Source organism: Comamonas suwonensis (assembly GCF_012844455.2).
Taxonomy (GTDB): domain Bacteria; phylum Pseudomonadota; class Gammaproteobacteria; order Burkholderiales; family Burkholderiaceae_C; genus Comamonas; species Comamonas suwonensis.
The window spans coordinates 57,534-72,496 of sequence record NZ_JABBCQ020000005.1; the positions used below are offsets into that span (position 1 = coordinate 57,534).

15 protein-coding genes are annotated in these 14,963 nt (G+C 58.2%); 9 read left to right on the forward strand and 6 right to left on the reverse strand.

Features of this window, described 5'->3' with window-relative positions; all coding sequences use genetic code 11:
• The first annotated feature begins 40 nt into the window (after positions 1-40).
• A complete protein-coding gene (locus HF327_RS07025; RefSeq protein WP_169107569.1) occupies positions 41-679 on the forward strand; it encodes a response regulator in 639 nt (212 codons plus the stop codon).
• Positions 680-773: 94 nt separating this feature from the next.
• Here the strand turns inward: HF327_RS07025 and HF327_RS07030 are convergent, their stop codons facing one another.
• From HF327_RS07030 to HF327_RS07045, 4 genes are all read right to left on the reverse strand, one after another.
• Positions 774-1,175, reverse strand: coding sequence for a GFA family protein (locus HF327_RS07030; protein WP_169107570.1), 402 nt, complete (start codon positions 1,173-1,175; stop codon positions 774-776).
• A 41-nt stretch (positions 1,176-1,216) separates the two neighbouring features.
• Positions 1,217-1,693: a hypothetical protein gene (locus HF327_RS07035; RefSeq protein ID WP_169107571.1), complete on the reverse strand. Its 477-nt coding sequence runs from the start codon at positions 1,691-1,693 to the stop codon at positions 1,217-1,219.
• 49 nt (positions 1,694-1,742) lie between these two features.
• A complete protein-coding gene (locus HF327_RS07040) occupies positions 1,743-2,279 on the reverse strand; it encodes a DUF2867 domain-containing protein (protein ID WP_169107572.1) in 537 nt (178 codons plus the stop codon).
• Positions 2,280-2,519: 240 nt separating this feature from the next.
• Positions 2,520-5,129, reverse strand: coding sequence for a hybrid sensor histidine kinase/response regulator (locus tag HF327_RS07045; RefSeq protein WP_169107753.1), 2,610 nt, complete (start codon positions 5,127-5,129; stop codon positions 2,520-2,522).
• Positions 5,130-5,434: 305 nt separating this feature from the next.
• Here HF327_RS07045 and HF327_RS07050 point away from each other — a divergent pair, with 305 nt between their 5' ends.
• Complete coding sequence (locus tag HF327_RS07050) at positions 5,435-6,769, forward strand: dicarboxylate/amino acid:cation symporter (protein WP_169107573.1); 1,335 nt, start codon at positions 5,435-5,437, stop codon at positions 6,767-6,769.
• Positions 6,770-6,875: 106 nt separating this feature from the next.
• On the opposite strand, the gene HF327_RS07055 is transcribed toward HF327_RS07050, so the two are convergent.
• Together HF327_RS07055 and HF327_RS07060 are read right to left on the reverse strand one after the other, a co-directional pair.
• Positions 6,876-7,685, reverse strand: a complete 810-nt coding sequence (locus HF327_RS07055) for an RIO1 family regulatory kinase/ATPase domain-containing protein (protein WP_169107574.1) — start codon at positions 7,683-7,685, stop codon at positions 6,876-6,878.
• A 68-nt stretch (positions 7,686-7,753) separates the two neighbouring features.
• Positions 7,754-9,502: an FMN-binding glutamate synthase family protein gene (locus HF327_RS07060; RefSeq protein ID WP_169107575.1), complete on the reverse strand. Its 1,749-nt coding sequence runs from the start codon at positions 9,500-9,502 to the stop codon at positions 7,754-7,756.
• A gap of 198 nt (positions 9,503-9,700) precedes the next feature.
• Between HF327_RS07060 and HF327_RS07065 the strand changes: the two genes are divergently transcribed.
• The 7 genes from HF327_RS07065 to HF327_RS07095 all read left to right on the forward strand — a co-directional run bounded on the left by HF327_RS07065 (position 9,701) and on the right by HF327_RS07095 (position 14,962).
• Positions 9,701-10,498: a YecA/YgfB family protein gene (locus tag HF327_RS07065; protein ID WP_169107754.1), complete on the forward strand. Its 798-nt coding sequence runs from the start codon at positions 9,701-9,703 to the stop codon at positions 10,496-10,498.
• Between the two features lie 131 nt (positions 10,499-10,629).
• Positions 10,630-10,947: a helix-turn-helix domain-containing protein gene (locus tag HF327_RS07070; RefSeq protein ID WP_099735414.1), complete on the forward strand. Its 318-nt coding sequence runs from the start codon at positions 10,630-10,632 to the stop codon at positions 10,945-10,947.
• A 425-nt stretch (positions 10,948-11,372) separates the two neighbouring features.
• Complete coding sequence (locus HF327_RS07075; protein WP_169107576.1) at positions 11,373-11,543, forward strand: Flp family type IVb pilin; 171 nt, start codon at positions 11,373-11,375, stop codon at positions 11,541-11,543.
• 12 nt (positions 11,544-11,555) lie between these two features.
• Positions 11,556-12,026, forward strand: coding sequence for an A24 family peptidase (locus tag HF327_RS07080; RefSeq protein ID WP_169107577.1), 471 nt, complete (start codon positions 11,556-11,558; stop codon positions 12,024-12,026).
• A gap of 17 nt (positions 12,027-12,043) precedes the next feature.
• Positions 12,044-12,553 (forward strand): TadE family protein, encoded by a 510-nt coding sequence (locus HF327_RS07085; protein ID WP_169107578.1) that lies wholly within the window; start codon positions 12,044-12,046, stop codon positions 12,551-12,553.
• 48 nt (positions 12,554-12,601) lie between these two features.
• The gene (cpaB, locus tag HF327_RS07090; RefSeq protein WP_169107579.1) at positions 12,602-13,594 is read left to right on the forward strand and encodes a Flp pilus assembly protein CpaB; all 993 of its coding nucleotides are present in this window, start codon (positions 12,602-12,604) and stop codon (positions 13,592-13,594) included.
• A 15-nt stretch (positions 13,595-13,609) separates the two neighbouring features.
• Positions 13,610-14,962 (forward strand): type II and III secretion system protein family protein, encoded by a 1,353-nt coding sequence (locus HF327_RS07095; RefSeq protein WP_236024088.1) that lies wholly within the window; start codon positions 13,610-13,612, stop codon positions 14,960-14,962.
• The last annotated feature ends 1 nt before the right edge of the window (position 14,963 follow it).

Here is a 14,963-nt window from a genome sequence, read left to right on the forward strand (position 1 = left end):
GCAGATGCGCGGCCATGCCAGCCGTGGCAGACTCCGGGCCATGTCCCTGCCCACTCTTCTCGTTGCCGATGATCATCCGCTGTTTCGCGCGGCGCTGATTCAGGTGCTGCACGACCGCTATCCGCAATTTCGCATTGTTGAAGCGGCCAGCGCCCAGACTGTAGGCACCGCCATGCAGGAGCATCCCGAGATCGAGCTGGTGTTGCTGGATCTTGCCATGCCCGGCGCGCGCGGTTTTTCGTCGCTGCTGCATTTGCGCGGTGAATATCCGCAGGTGCCGGTGATCGTGATTTCGTCCAACGATGACTCGCGCATCATCCGTCGTGCCCAGCAGTTTGGCGCGGCTGGTTTTATCTCCAAGTCCGCCGCCGCTGAGGACATGAGTGCAGCGATTGACGATGTGCTCAACGGCGATGTGAGCTTTCCATCCATGGTGGCAGAACGCTCTGAAGCCGATGCCACACTGGCCGCTCGTCTGGCCCAGCTCACCCCTCAGCAGTTTCGGGTGTTACTGTGCATTGCGGATGGACTTTTGAACAAGCAGATTGCCCATGAGCTGGGCCTGGCCGAGAACACGGTGAAGGTGCATGTGACGGCGATTCTCAAGAAGCTGGAATGCTATTCAAGGACGCAGGCGGCGGTTCTGGTGAAGAGTCTGGAGAACGATCACGAGGTGTGATGGCTTTCCTTTTTGATAGCTATTGGCGCTTGATGGATAAGGACTTTCTGCCGATTTGGTTGAAGATCTATGCTGCGTCGGCGGAGTCTGCTGGCTACAGATGGGTGAAGAACTCCGGCGCTGCGTCCCAGCGCTCATGCATGCCATCGACATAGGTGATGGGAATCCGTGACAGCTCCTGCTCCGACACGCCTTCCAGGCAGCCGATATTGATGCCGTACATCTGGCCCATCGGCGTGTCGTTGCCTACGCCAAAGACGCGGATGCCGCAACGTTTACAGAAAAAATGCTGGTTCTTTTGCGGGCCAAACACATAGAGACTGAGCTCCTTCTCACCCGTAATCAGGCGGAAATTCTCGGGTCTGGCGATGGCGGGCCAGAAGCGGCTGCGTCTGCAGATGGAGCAGTTGCAGCGATAGCTGGGCTGGCTCAGGTCCAGGCCGACTTCAATCTGAACCCGGCTGCAATGGCAGCTGGCACGATAGGATTTCAGCATCTGGCGATCCCCCTGTGTTGAGACGGGCCGCCATCGGCATGTCAGCCCTGATCGAAGCTTAGATAGTTCAGATGTTCCTGGCTACGCCAAACGGCACACCAGGCATTGATATCGCTGCCATGGGAAAAGAAGATCTGCCAGCGATGGTCGGTTTCATCCTGAAAGTCATGCTTTGCAGCATTGATGAAGCGATGGCAGTGCGTGTCGAGAGGGCCCGCGACATCTTCGGCATCGATCAGCCAGCGAAAGTCCTCTTCCCAGTCCGTATCACCCGGCACTTCGTGGATGGACCTCAGGCGCAGTCTGAGAACGACCTCAGGCCACAGGGCAGGATCGACTCGGCAGCGGATGGCCAAGCGGTCATCCATGCCGCAGCCTCCCGCATAAAAGCCCAGCGCATAGCGCAAATCCTCTGCTGCAGGTGGAAAACCGAGCAGATTGACGATGAGGGGCAGGGACTTCTCCCGGCTCCCGTCTTCACTGCTGTGTTGATGGGCGATGCCATCGTAGGTGCGCATGGTTTGGGGATCAGTTCAGGGGGCAGCTGACATCGGCGGGATTAGACCTTCATGCGGCATGAGATCGCCTTCCCAGGTGGGACAGCACCGCGGGAGCGATAAGCCTGTGCATGGGTTTGACGGGCAGCATGTAGAGGCGACCCAGCGCGTTCTTGACATGCACCACGGTGGTCACGGTGATGACGGTGCTGTGAGCTTCAATGCCGTCCTTGCGGTGGATGCTAAGCACCACATTCAGATGTTTGTCCCGGTCGCCGATGAGGGCCTCGTCGAAGGTGTTTTCAAATACCGTGAAGATGCCCACGCGATCGCCCGGCTGATAAGCGGATGCGGGTTTGCCGGACTCTATTGCGGACAATGTTCCAAGGTTCTTGAGGCCGACCAGTCGGCCAGCCAGATTGCGGGCCTGCATGCAGATCTCGATCCAGCGAGGCGTTCGCTTCGCCGCCAGCATGAACTGCTCCAGTGCCGACAGCCCGACTGCGTTCGAGGTGATGCTCCAGGAGTCATGAAAGCTGGCTCCGGCCAGCAGTTCTGAGACGCGGCTGCCGGGAGGGATGCTGGATTCAAGGGGTCTATGGTTCATGCTGCCTGATCGGGAGTAACGAACGGTGCTGCCTGTGAAGGTGGGGCCGAAAACACGCAGCTGCCCAAGCAGCATACCGAAGAAAACGCCGCAGCGATCTTTGCGTATCGGCGGTGCACTCAGGAGGCAGATGCCGGGCTGAATTCTGTCGCTCTCGTCTCACATGCGCTTGATGGCTGAAATTCATAGCACTCTGCGCATGTCCTGAAGGGCTAGGGTGAGTTTTTCGGATGAAGTGTTTCATTGGTTCCCGCCCTCGCGACCGCGCAGAAAGGTCTGGCTCATCAGCGCGCGCAACGCCGGTGGCCGCACCGGCTTGGCCAGAAAGCCCCAGCCGCGCTCGGCGGCCTGGCGGCGCAGGGTGCTGTCGCCTTCGGCGGTGAGCAGGATGACGGGCGGCTGCTGGCCCCAGCGGTCGCAGAGCTGGGCATAGACATCGGGGCCGTAGAGCTGGCCCAGGTGTACGTCCAGCAGTACGAGTTGCGGGGCGTTGCCGGGTTGGGCGTGTGCCAGTGCCTCGGGGGCGTTGGCGGCCAGCAGTACCTTGCAGCCCCAGCGCTGTAGCAGGGCACAGGTGGCATCGCGCGTGGGGGGGTCGTCTTCTACGTACCAGATGGCGGCGCCTTGCAGCGGGCTGTCACTGCGCGTGCTGGGTGATGGTTCCTGCAAGGTGGGTGCCACGGCTGCGGCGTTGCCCAGTGGCACGCTGACCCAGAAGATGCTGCCTTTGCCCAGCGTTGAGCGCAGGCCGATTTCATGGCCCAGCAGCTTGCCAAGGCGCTCGACGATGGCAAGGCCCAGGCCGGTGCCGCGGTCGTCGGCATGGCCTTCGTCGAGGCGGCGAAATTCTTCGAAGATTTCTTTTTGCAGGGCGGGTGGAATGCCGGGGCCTTGGTCGTGTACCTCGATGCGGACATGGTCGCCATTGGGTCGGTGTTCACGGCGGCAACCGACGACGATGCGACCCTTGTGTGAGTAGCGGATGGCGTTGGAGACAAAGTTCTGCAGAATGCGGCGCAGCAGGGCTTCGTCGCTGCGCACCACCAGCTGGCTGGGGATGCAGCGCAGGCTCAGGCCTTCATGCTCAGCCTGCAGCGCAAAGTTGTTGTGCACCACTTCCAGCAGCGAGCTGATGGTGAAGTCGCGCACATGGACTTCGAGCTGGCCCGACTCCATGCGCGAGATATCGAGCAGGCTGGTGAGGATGGCGTCTTGCGATGCCAGTGACTTGTCCACGCGCTGTGCCAACAGGCGGCCTGCATCGTCTTGCAGGTAGGCGGGCAGCAGGCTGGTGAAGATGCGTGCGGCGTTCAGCGGTTGCAGCAGGTCGTGCACGGCGGATGCGACAAAGCGGGTTTTATAGCGGTTGGCGCGTTCTGCCTCTTGCTTGGCCTGCGCCAGATCGTGCGTGCGTTCAGCAATGCGCTGCTCCAGCGTGTCGGCCAGATTGCGCAGCTCGCGAGCGGTGTTTTTGTAGCTGGTGATATCGGCGTAGCTGGTGACAAAACCGCCGTCGGGCAATGGGTTGCCGCGAATTTCCAGCACCGTGCCATCGCCCTTGGCACTTTCATGCAGGTGCGGGCTGCCGCTGCGCAGGTGCTCTAGCCGGCGCTGTATGGCCTGATCCACATCGCCCTTGCCCAGCAAGCCGCGCTTGGCGTTGTGGCGTATCAAGGTCTCAATGGGCTGGCCCACGCGCATCAGCTCGGGTGGATAGCGAAATAGCTCGATATAGCGTGAATTCCACGCAACCAGCCGCAATTGCGGGTCGACCACCACCACGCCCTGGGGCAGGTGCTGCAGGCTGCGGGAGAGGCCGGTTTCGGCCTGCTTGGCGGCCTGAACAATGCCGTCTTGGGCGGTGCGCAGCTCCTGTGCGTGCTGGTGCAGCACGGTTTCCAATTCTTTGCGGCTGCGCTGGCGCAGTGCGGCCAGCCGCTGGCGCTGGCGTATGTAGAGCACCAGCAGCGCTGCAGCCAGCCACAGGCCGCCTGCGGCAATGGCGGCCCAGTGGCTGGTGGACTGGTTGTGGCTGATGTCGTGCAGCAGGTGCAGCTGCCAGCGGCTTTCTGGCAAGTCCATGCGCAGCCAGAGCACGGGGTCGGCCAACTGGGGCTGGCTGAAGGAGGCCAGTACGCCACGGCCTTCAGCGGTCTGGTTGAGACGGTAGCTCAGCGGTTGCAGCGTCTGGTCTGCGTACTGGTGCGTGTCCTGTACTTCCTGCTGGTCTTTGGCGGAAAGCGGTTGCAGCAGGCGGTAGCGCCATTCATCGCGGTTGGACAGGAAGATCACGCCATGCTCATCGGATGCCAGCACGATGTCTGGCGACTGTAGCCATTCGCCTTCCAGTTCCTGGAGCAAAATTTTGATAGCGATGAGGCCAAGCACAGAGCCGTCATCCGCCCGAATGGCTTGAGACAGGAAGTAGCCGGGCAGGCCGGTCGTCATGCCGATGCCGTAAAAGCGGCCGCTGCCATGGCTGAGCGCCTGTGTGACGTAGGGGCGAAAGCTGTAGTCCTCGCCCACATTGGTGTGCGAGTCGCGCCAGTTGCTGGCGGCCAGTGCCCTGCCCCCCTTGTCGATGAGGGTGAGGGTGGAGGCGCGGCTGGCGCCGTTGGCTTGCTCCAGCTTGCGGTTGAGCTTGTCCACCTCCGCCGCACTCAAAGGGTGGGTAAGTGCGTCTTTGAGCTGGTTATCAAGCGCCAGCACCTCGGGCAGGGTGCGGTAGCGGTCCACGCGCTGCAGCATGGCCTGCGCGTGGAGGGTGAGCTGGCGCTGCACGCTCTGGCTCTCGTCGTGCAGCGAGGTCTGCAGCGCAATGCGGCTGGCGGCAAACATGCACAGCAGCATGCCGGCCAGCACGACGAGCAGGGTCAGAAGCAGGCGGTTTCGCGCAAATTTTTGAACGAGATTGGGCACAAGATGGAACTCGGAGCGCGGGGTCTATGGACGATCAGGCGTCTCAGTGTGGGTGGGCAGACGCGTTCAAGGGGATTGTGGTGCACTAGGGGTTTCCCTAGGTTTGTACTTGCTCTCCTAGGGGGGCAGGCTGCATCTAATACCAATAGGTTATCGGCACAAAAACGGCGCGGGGGTACAAACGGCAACAAATCGGTGCACCACGGTGGTGCGCCCCTCATTTCGGGAGATGCAGCATGCACTCAATACCCACTGAATCCGCTCCTCGCGAGCACCTGCCGTTTTACCGCCAACTGTATTTTCAGGTGGTGTTCGCCATCATCGTGGGCGTGCTTCTGGGTCACTTCTCGCCGGCTTATGGCGAGGCCATGAAGCCGTTTGGCGACGCGTTCATCAAGCTCATCAAGATGATCATCGCGCCGGTGATCTTTTTGACCATCGTCACCGGCATTGCCAGCATGACGCACCTGAGCGCCGTGGGCCGCGTGTTCGGCAAGGCCATGGCGTACTTCCTGACCTTTTCCACACTGGCGCTGGTGGTCGGTCTGGTGGTTGCCAACGTGATGCAGCCAGGCGCTGGCATGCACATCAACCCCGCCGATCTGGATCAGAGCGCCGTCAAGGGTTATGTGGCCAAGTCGCACGAGATGACGCTGACCGGCTTTGTGATGGACATCATCCCCAAGACGCTGGTCAGTCCCTTTGTGGGTGACAACATCCTGCAGGTGCTGCTGGTTGCGGTTCTGTTTGGCGTATCGCTGGCGCTGGCCGGCGAAGGCGGCAAGACCGTGCTGAATTTCCTGGAGTCGCTGACCAAGCCCATCTTCAAGCTGGTGAACATCGTCATGAAGTTCGCCCCCATCGGTGCCTTTGGTGCCATGGCCTTTACCATCGGCAAGTTCGGTCTGGGCTCGCTGGTCAATCTGGCCGAGCTGGTGCTGACCTTCTACATCACCTCGGCGCTGTTCGTACTGGTGATTCTAGGTGCTGTGGCCCGTGCTTGCGGCTTCTCGGTCATCAAGCTGATCAAGTACCTGAAGGACGAGCTGCTGCTGGTACTGGGTACCTCGTCGTCGGAGTCGGCTCTGCCTTCGCTGATGCAGAAGATGGAAAAGGCTGGCTGCAGCAAGTCGGTGGTGGGTCTGGTGGTTCCCACCGGTTACTCCTTCAACCTGGACGGCACCAACATCTACATGACGCTGGCGGCGCTGTTCATCGCTCAGGCCACCGACACGCATCTGACGCTGGGTCACCAGATCGCTCTGCTGCTGGTTGCCATGCTGTCGTCCAAGGGCGCAGCGGGCGTGACCGGCGCGGGCTTCATTACCCTGGCCGCTACTCTGGCCGTGGTGCCTGAAGTGCCAGTGGCCGGCATGGCGCTGATTCTGGGTGTGGACCGCTTCATGTCCGAGTGCCGCTCGCTGACCAACTTTATCGGCAACGCCGTGGCCACCGTGGTGGTTTCCAAGTGGGAAAAGGCGCTCGACTATGAGCAGCTGAATGCCGCGCTGGACGGCAAGGTGCCGGATGCCAACGATGTAGAGTTGACGATTGAGCCTCGACAGGCGTAATTCGCGGAAAAAAAAGCCCTGCATGCAGGGCTTTTTTATGGTGTTTTTGGCTTCTGGTGCTTGATATTCAAGCGCGAGCAGCTATGAAAATTGATGCCCTGGTGTTTTAGCGTGTGGACGCCAGCAAATCATAGGCCGCCAGCACGCGCAGCGTGTCGCGACCCAGCCGCTTGCTGCGGGGTAGAAAGCGCACCCAGCTCAGTTTGCTGACCGTACGGGCCAGAACTTGCTGGGCATCGGCGGGCAGTTGCTGAATAAAGGCCAGCCAATGCTTTTGGGCTTCCTCCATCGCCCCCGCCTGTTGCAAAAACAGGGCAGTGGACTGGGCGTAGTTCAGCGCATCACGCGCCATGCACACGGCGCGGGGCAGGTGGGCGGCAGGGTCATCTTCAAAGTCGATAAAGCCAATCACCCCATCTGCGCAGACCACCATGTTGCGGGCCACGGCCTGGCTGAGCACCTCGCCCTTGGTGTGCGCACCATGAATCGCATCCAGACCCTGTCGCCACAGCGTGAGGGTGGCGGCTGAGCCTTGGGCAATGGCGTCTTCAATGGCGTTGCTCAGCGACGGCGCTTCTTCGCCGGGTCTGCCCAGATGGCGCATGACAAAAGCTTGCTCCGTCGTGGCCAGCACTTCAGGCACGCGCAAGCCTTTGGCCTTGAAGTTGCGCAGACGTCGCACCTCGGTCTGAATGGACTCGGCCCCGCCAGGGTTGGGCACGGGTTGCAGCACGGCGGCACTGAAGAGCTTGGCCAGCGTGCTCAGCAGCCAGTAGTTCAAGGCCGGGTTGCCTTTGCTGGCGCATTTGACCCAGAGGGTTTCATGTGCCAGCTCATAACGCATGATGCTGTGGGGCTGGTTCAGATGCTCGCGCAGAAATGCTTCGTAATTGATAGCTGTCTGCGCTTTTTGCATATGGGCTTTAGCGGGATTATCCTGAAATGTCACGGCGGAGGGTCTGGCAGGCGCTGGGTTCTGGCTTCTCAGGTCCAGATACCGTGGCGCAAAGGCAAAGTCTGCGATTGTGCCGCGTTGTCGGCACTGGCCGGAGCAGATGGGCGCAGAACCGGTTCATGCAGGGGCTGAAAGCTCTGCGCCGTGGCCAGCGGCCAGTAATTCTGAAAGACCTTGTGCTGGCGCTGCAGGTTCTGAAGCAGGCCCCCCGGCTCTACGCGCAGGATCAGGTTGGACAGCAGGCTGACCTGCGTATCGTCCAGCCTTCGCACGATGTGATGGGCTGTAATCTCATTCGGGTGCTTGAGCCCGGCGGCCTGCACCAGCTCCTGCAGCGCGTGCAGCGTGTTTTTGTGAAAGTTGGCCACCCGCGTGGCTTTGTCGGGCACCACCAGCGCCTGCTGGCGCACGGCATCCTGAGTGGTCACGCCGGTAGGGCAGGTGCCTGTGTGGCAACTCTGGGCCTGAATGCAGCCCAGCGCCATCATGAAACCGCGCCCCGAGTTGCACCAGTCGGCGCCCAGAGCCATCATGCGGGCGATATCAAAGGCGGTGATGACCTTGCCCGCCGCGCCGATCTTGATGCGGTGGCGCAGATTCACCCCCAGAAGCGTGTTGTGGACCAGCAGCAGACCTTCTTGCAGTGGCACGCCCACATGGTCGACAAACTCCACAGGTGCCGCTCCGGTGCCGCCTTCAGCGCCATCGACCACGATGAAGTCGGGCGTGATATTGGTTTCGAGCATGGCCTTGACCATGGCAAACCATTCCCAGGGGTGGCCTACGCAGAACTTGAAGCCCGTGGGCTTGCCGCCTGAGAGGCGACGCAGTTTGCCGATGAACTGCATCAGCTCCACAGGGGTTGAGAATGCGCTGTGGCTGGAGGGCGAAATGCAGTCCACGCCCACAGGGATGCCGCGAGCCGCTGCAATTTCAGCAGTGACCTTGGCTCCGGGCAGCATGCCGCCGTGGCCAGGCTTGGCACCTTGACTGAGCTTGAGCTCAATCATCTTGACCTGTGGATCGGTGGCGTTGGCGATGAATTTCTCTTCGCTGAATGTGCCGTCCGCGTTGCGGCAGCCAAAGTAGCCGGAGGCCACTTCCCAAATCAGGTCACCGCCATGCATGCGGTGGTACTGACTGATAGAGCCTTCACCCGTGTCGTGAATGAATCCGCCCATCCTGGCACCCTGGTTCAGCGCCTGAATGGCGTTGCCCGACAGCGCGCCAAAGCTCATTGCCGAGATATTGAAGACGCTGGCGTGATAGGGGCGGCTGCAGGGCTCGTGGCCTTCCTGAGCCTGCTCTGGCGAGCCTCCAATCCACACGCGAAAGTCGTGGGAGCCCAGTTTGGTCGGCTGCATGGAGTGGTTGACCCACTCATAGCCTTGCTGGCCCACATCAAGCTGGGTACCAAAGGGGCGGTTATCCACCTGCCCCTTGGCGCGCTGATAGACCAGTGAACGCTGAGCGCGGGAGAAGGGCTGGGCCTCGGTGTCGCCTTCGATGAAGTACTGGCGAATTTCGGGGCGGATGAATTCAAAAAAGAAGCGAAAGTGACCCATGATGGGGTAGTTGCGCAAGATGGCATGGGGCTTTTGCAGCAGATCGTGAAGGCCCACCAGCACCAGCACAGCCGAGGCAATCAGCCACCACAAGCCCTTGCCAGCGGTTGTCTGCGTATAGAGCGATGCTCCAAAAACGACCACGGAAACGATCAGAGCGCCGTAACGCAGGGGCAGACTATTGAGAAAACGATTCACTGCAGATACTCCCATGGCAGGGGGTGTTGATGGTGGCCCGCTAAAATTCAGTCCTGTACGGGGCGCATCTACACCAGATGCTTCAGTCCCCTTGGTCCATCGCCCGGCCCTGCTCCTCGATAGTGATGAAAACAGTCCGGGCCATCATAAAAGCCTTTCCCTATGCAAGAACAAGCACCCAACCCCGCCGTAGAAGATGCGGCCTCCGCCGACATGCCTGAGGGCGCACTGAGCAACGATCAGCTTGAAGAGCTGGATGCCCTGCTCGACGAAATGCGCACCCGTGGCGATGAAATCCCCCAGTGGGAGTTCTGCGACGGTTTTCTGACCGCTCTGGTCTGCACACGCCGCCCCATTGAAGCCGCTGAATACCTGCCCATGCTGCTGGGCGACGGTGAAACGCTGGACGTGGCCGCCGGTCAGCCCCTGCCCAAGCTGGAAGCCTTCAAGGACGAAGCCCAGCAAGCGCGTTTCATGGAGCTGTTCGAGCTGCGCATGAACGAAGTGCGTGAGCAACTGAACACCGACATCAAGTCTCTGGCTGACGAAGTCGCCTTCCAGCCCGAAGCGCTGGACACCCGTGGCGCCATCCTGATCCTGCCAGAAGCCGAACAGGCCGAGCTGGCGGACGAAGAGATTCCTTCCTTTTCGCAAGTGTGGGCCTTGGGCTTCATGTTCGTGGTGGAAAACTGGGCCGAAGAATGGGCCGCTCCCCGTGACAAGGAAGCTGCCCAGTGGTTGGATGCTGCCATGGAGTTCATCGTCAACCTGACCGAAGACGACACAGACACTCCTGCGCTGAACCTGTACGAAGAATCGGGCCCTGCATCGACCAGCCAGGAGCGCGTGGACGCCTTTGGTGAAGCCATCTGGGCCGTGTATGACCTGCATCGCCTATGGAAGAGCATGGGCCCCCGCCAGGAAACCATCGTCAAGGGCGAGCAGCCCGGCCGTAACGATCCTTGCCACTGCGGTAGCGGCAAGAAGTTCAAGAAGTGCCATGGTGCCTAACTAGGCTACCCCCTGAGCGGCCTTGCCGCTTCCCCCCAAAGGGGACGGCTGCATCGCCGCAGGGCGGCCTTTGCTTGCAGCCTCTGATTTGTTAGAGGCTGCAAGCAAAGTTAGATCGGTTAGTTAGGTTGATGACGACACATTTAGGTGAACGCATACGCGCACGGCGACAAGAGCTGGGCTTGAGCCAGGGGCGGCTGGCGCAGATGGCGGATGTCACGGCTTCCGCGATATCTCAGATTGAATCGGGTGCCATCCGCACCCTCAAGAACGACACGCTCTCCCGTCTCGCGGTGGGATTGCAGACAACGGCACTGGAGTTGATGGAGGGCCTGCACAGCGAGACCGCATCGCTGCCCACCGACGAGCAACGATTGCTTGACAGCTATCGAAAGCTGGGGCCGCCACTACAAGACATCGCTCTTAAATTGATTAAAGCCTTGCAGTGATTCTTTCGGAATTTCTGCCATTCAGGCCATTTCTTGCTTTCTCTAAAGACCTGCTGCTGGCAGGTCTTTTTGTTTTTGCAACAGACGCAAAGGGTTAACCCGATTAGTCAATGTAGGACTAAATCAAATAATCTGTAGGAAACCAATGAAGATTGTGTAGCTTGAAAGAGGGCTGCAGTGTGAGAGTTGTACTTGAGACCTGCCGTTTGTCTCGCGCTAGCAAAAAAAGTGTTTGTTTTTATTGGGGTTTTTGGTTTTTCGGGAACTGCTTATCAATGAAAAATAATTGCCAAGAGCTATGTTGTGAAGTTGTTGATAGCTATTTCAAATATTTCAAAATGTTTCCATCTTCGTAAGATCAGTACCGCGGTGGTCGAAAAGGTCGCCACAGCGATTCTTAAACCTGATTGTTGAAGGAGCTGATCATGAAAGACCAAATCGTTAAATTCTGGCGCGACGAAGAAGGTGCAACGGCTATTGAGTATGGGCTGATTGCGGGGTTGATTTCTATCGGAATTATTGCTGGTGCAACTGGTATCGGTGAAAAACTGAATGAAATTTTTGAAAAAATTAAAACTAGTTTGCCGAAACCATAAAATCTCATTTGCATGAGCTTCATATTCCTATTGTGGATATGTTTAGGAGCAGTTTTCGATGCGATTTATCGAAAATGTTATAACTGGTATGTGATTTCAGGTTTTGGATTGGCTTTGGTTTCCGCCATTCTGATTCCTGAAACGCATCCAGTACAGATATCTATTGCAGATAGTGTTTTTGGATTTTTTGGAGCTTTGCTGGTTCTTATAATTTTTTATGCGTTGAAAATGATGAGCGCAGGAGATGTGAAATTTGCAGCTGTGCTAGGGCTGTGGATAGGTTGGGAGCTATTGTTAATAGTATGGGCTTTAAGTTGTGCATTTGCCGTTGTGCATGGGTTATATGCTAAAAGTAATTTCAAATATTTTTTTTGGAAATGGATTCCAATAAATTCAGAGGTGGAAGTCAAGGGGAGGAAATTTATTCCCTATGTGACTTATCTCTCGCTAGCCACAATTATTGTTTTGGTACTGAGAAAATAGATAGGGAAGGAGAAAATGTGCAAATCAAGAAATATGAGCAAGGTGCTGCAGCGGTTGAATTTGCAATTCTCTTTCCTGTTTTCTTTTTAATTTTTTATGCGGTGGTGACATACGGGCTGATATTCGCAGCCCAGCAGACATTGACCTTGGCCGCGGCAGAAGGTGCCAGAGCCGCAGTGCGCTATCCCGCCCAACTGCCCGCTAATACATCTCAGCTAGCTGCTCGTAAAAATGCCGCTTGCGCAATGGCAAATGGAACCTTGGACTGGCTGAGAAAAATGGGTAGCGGCTTAGGAGGAAGCTCTTGCATTGATAGTTCGACTGGCGATGCGGCAGGTATTTATGTCTCTTCTGGTGACTGCGCGGGAATATCTTCGAGCACAGGCTTCTCCTGCGTCAATGTGCGCATTAATTACAGCTATGCAAGTTCCCCTTTGATTCCTAAATTGCTCGGTCCACTTTTAAGTCTGCCTACACCTGATGTGTTAAGAGGTGGTGCAGTGGCACAGGTTAGTTTGTTGGATTAATGAAATAGAAAGCTCAGCCAAAGATGTTGGGCAAGAAGAGAGGAAGTTATGGTGAATGTCGCAAAGATCGCGGTCGGTGTTTTGCTGGCGGTTGCGCTGGCTTTGGGCATTTATGGGTGGATGCTCGCCAAAGCTCCGACTGCCTCAGATCCTCAGGCGCAGACATCAAGCTCTGGTGCTCAATCCAGCGCAGCAGTGAATGTAGTGGTCGCTGCAAAAGCGATACCTGCTGGCCAGGCGTTCAAGGCCGAAGACTTGCAGGTCGCTGGCCTCCCTTCCAAACCCGATGGTGCTTATGACGATGTGCCTGCGGCTGTGGGTTCCGTACCCGCTGTAGATATTCCCCAGGGCGCACCGGTGCTCAAGGGGCAGATGGTTACTGGATTGGCCCTCAAGGTTCTTGATGGTGAGCGCGCAGTGGCGGTCAAGGTCGATGAGAGCAATGGCGCTGGCAATCGCATCCGGCCTGGTGACTTTGTCGATGTGTTTTTTGTACTGCGCCGCGATGGCACCGAAATTGACCAAAGCCAGGCGCGTTTGCTGCTTTCGCGTAAGCGCGTTCTGGCTTATGGCGCTGCATCGGTGGATGCATTGACCACTGCTGACAAGACCGATGGCAAACAAGCGAATGGTCCTGACAACGCCCGCACAGCCGTGCTGGCGGTACCTGTGGCAGAGGTAAGCCAGCTGGCCTTGGGCGGCTCCAGCGGCAGCCTGGTGCTGGCTTTGCGCAACCCCACGGATATGAGTGAGCCTGATCTTGAAAAATTTGCGCCGCTGCCCGGCGTGCTGGCTGTTTCTCTGCCCAAAGGGGCAACGGCCAATGCTCCTCTGGAAGGCGCTGATGCCGCGCAGGCAGGCGTGGCGATGAGTGCCTTGGCGGGTTCCACAGGGGTTCCCGCAAGGCGCATGAATGCATCCAAGCCTATGACGGCAGGTGTTGCAAAGCCTGCAGTGCCCCGAGCCCGAACCGCGTCTGCAGACCCCTCTTTGTCTGTTGAATTTGTGCGCGGTGCTAATTCCCAAACAGTGCGGTACTGATCTATGCATCACAAGATGACTTCTACCTTTGCCCGCACCTTGACGCTGAATCGTCTGTCCGTCCTTTGCAGCCTGGCGTTGATGGTGTTTAGTGGTTCAGCGCTTGCACAGCAAGCGGTTGGCGCTTCTGAAAAAATAGCAGGCCAAGCTGCGGGTGCGAAAGAAATCAAGCTCGTCATGGGAACCCAGCATGAGCTGAACTTGCCCAATGGTGTAGAGCGCATTGCGATTGGGGACGACACAGTGGCGGGCGTGCATATCAAGCGCTCGGGCAAGGGGGCAGCCGCCAAAATTTTGCTGAATCCGCTCAAGCCCGGTGGCACTTCATTTATGGTCTGGCCGCGTGGCGAAGCGCATGCTCAGACCTATGTGCTGAATGTGCAGCAGCGTGTGGAACTGCGTACGGCCAAGGCATCCAGCCTGATCGAGCAGCAGTTTGCCAATGAGTTGGCCAACGCTCAATCTGGCGATAAGGTCAAGACCGTGGACCTTTCCAGCGTTCAGCTCAAAAGCAATGTGGTGCAGGTTGACGTCAAGGTGGTTGAGTTCAACAAGACACTGATGAAGAAGGTGGGGCTCAACCTTTTCAACACTGCGCCCAATAGCTCGGGTTTTAGCTTCGGTATATTTGGCCGTGGCTCTTACGGTATTAGTGGGGGGAGTTCTATCCCCGGTGCTGCTGCGAATCCACTGACTCAGGCCTTTAATTTGCTGATGCAGTTTGACAAGGCCGGTATCGGCGTCAATATCGGCATGCTCGAAGGCAATAACCTGGCGAAGGTGCTGGCGGCACCGACACTGGTCGCACTGTCTGGTCAGAGTGCCAGCTTCCTGTCGGGTGGTGAGGTACCCGTTCCTGTGCCCGCTGGCACCGGCCTGGTGGCCATTCAGTACAAGCCCTATGGCATAGCCTTGACCGTCTCTCCCACGGTGCTGTCTAACGATCGCATTGCGCTCAAGGTCGCACCAGAGGCGAGCGAGCTGGACTACGCCAACAGCATTGTTCTCAATAGCGCTACGGTCCCTTCCATAACGACCCGCCGCGCTGACACGACGGTCGAGCTGGGGGATGGCGAGAGCTTTGTGATTGGGGGATTGGTCAGTCGCCACACGAGCTCGGCTACCGATAAAGTACCTTTGCTGGGTGATATTCCGATCTTGGGCGTGCTGTTCAAACGCCAGGAATTTCAGCAAAAGGAAAGCGAACTGGCGATTGTGGTGACACCGCGTCTGGTCAAGCCGCTGGCCCGCGATGTGAATGTGGATGCATTGCTGCCCGGGCGCACAGAGCAGCGTAACCCTTCTGTCTGGGGCCCGTGGATCGCTGGCGGCCTGTCACCCGGCGTGGCACCGGGCTTCTCGCGTTGAG

Excerpts from the sequence above, each read along its gene's own strand:
- HF327_RS07055 (WP_169107574.1), bottom strand. The coding sequence starts at position 7,685 with ATGCAAAAAGCGCAGACAGCTATCAATTACGAAGCATTTCTGCGCGAG.
- HF327_RS07030 (WP_169107570.1), bottom strand. The coding sequence starts at position 1,175 with ATGCTGAAATCCTATCGTGCCAGCTGCCATTGCAGCCGGGTTCAGATT.
- HF327_RS07045 (WP_169107753.1), bottom strand. The coding sequence starts at position 5,129 with ATGCTGCTGTGCATGTTTGCCGCCAGCCGCATTGCGCTGCAGACCTCG.
- HF327_RS07025 (WP_169107569.1), top strand. The coding sequence starts at position 41 with ATGTCCCTGCCCACTCTTCTCGTTGCCGATGATCATCCGCTGTTTCGC.
- HF327_RS07095 (WP_236024088.1), top strand. The coding sequence starts at position 13,610 with ATGACTTCTACCTTTGCCCGCACCTTGACGCTGAATCGTCTGTCCGTC.
- cpaB (WP_169107579.1), top strand. The coding sequence starts at position 12,602 with ATGGTGAATGTCGCAAAGATCGCGGTCGGTGTTTTGCTGGCGGTTGCG.
- HF327_RS07050 (WP_169107573.1), top strand. The coding sequence starts at position 5,435 with ATGCACTCAATACCCACTGAATCCGCTCCTCGCGAGCACCTGCCGTTT.
- HF327_RS07060 (WP_169107575.1), bottom strand. The coding sequence starts at position 9,502 with ATGGGAGTATCTGCAGTGAATCGTTTTCTCAATAGTCTGCCCCTGCGT.
- HF327_RS07040 (WP_169107572.1), bottom strand. The coding sequence starts at position 2,279 with ATGAACCATAGACCCCTTGAATCCAGCATCCCTCCCGGCAGCCGCGTC.
- HF327_RS07035 (WP_169107571.1), bottom strand. The coding sequence starts at position 1,693 with ATGCGCACCTACGATGGCATCGCCCATCAACACAGCAGTGAAGACGGG.
- HF327_RS07075 (WP_169107576.1), top strand. The coding sequence starts at position 11,373 with ATGAAAGACCAAATCGTTAAATTCTGGCGCGACGAAGAAGGTGCAACG.
- HF327_RS07080 (WP_169107577.1), top strand. The coding sequence starts at position 11,556 with ATGAGCTTCATATTCCTATTGTGGATATGTTTAGGAGCAGTTTTCGAT.
- HF327_RS07065 (WP_169107754.1), top strand. The coding sequence starts at position 9,701 with ATGCCTGAGGGCGCACTGAGCAACGATCAGCTTGAAGAGCTGGATGCC.
- HF327_RS07070 (WP_099735414.1), top strand. The coding sequence starts at position 10,630 with ATGACGACACATTTAGGTGAACGCATACGCGCACGGCGACAAGAGCTG.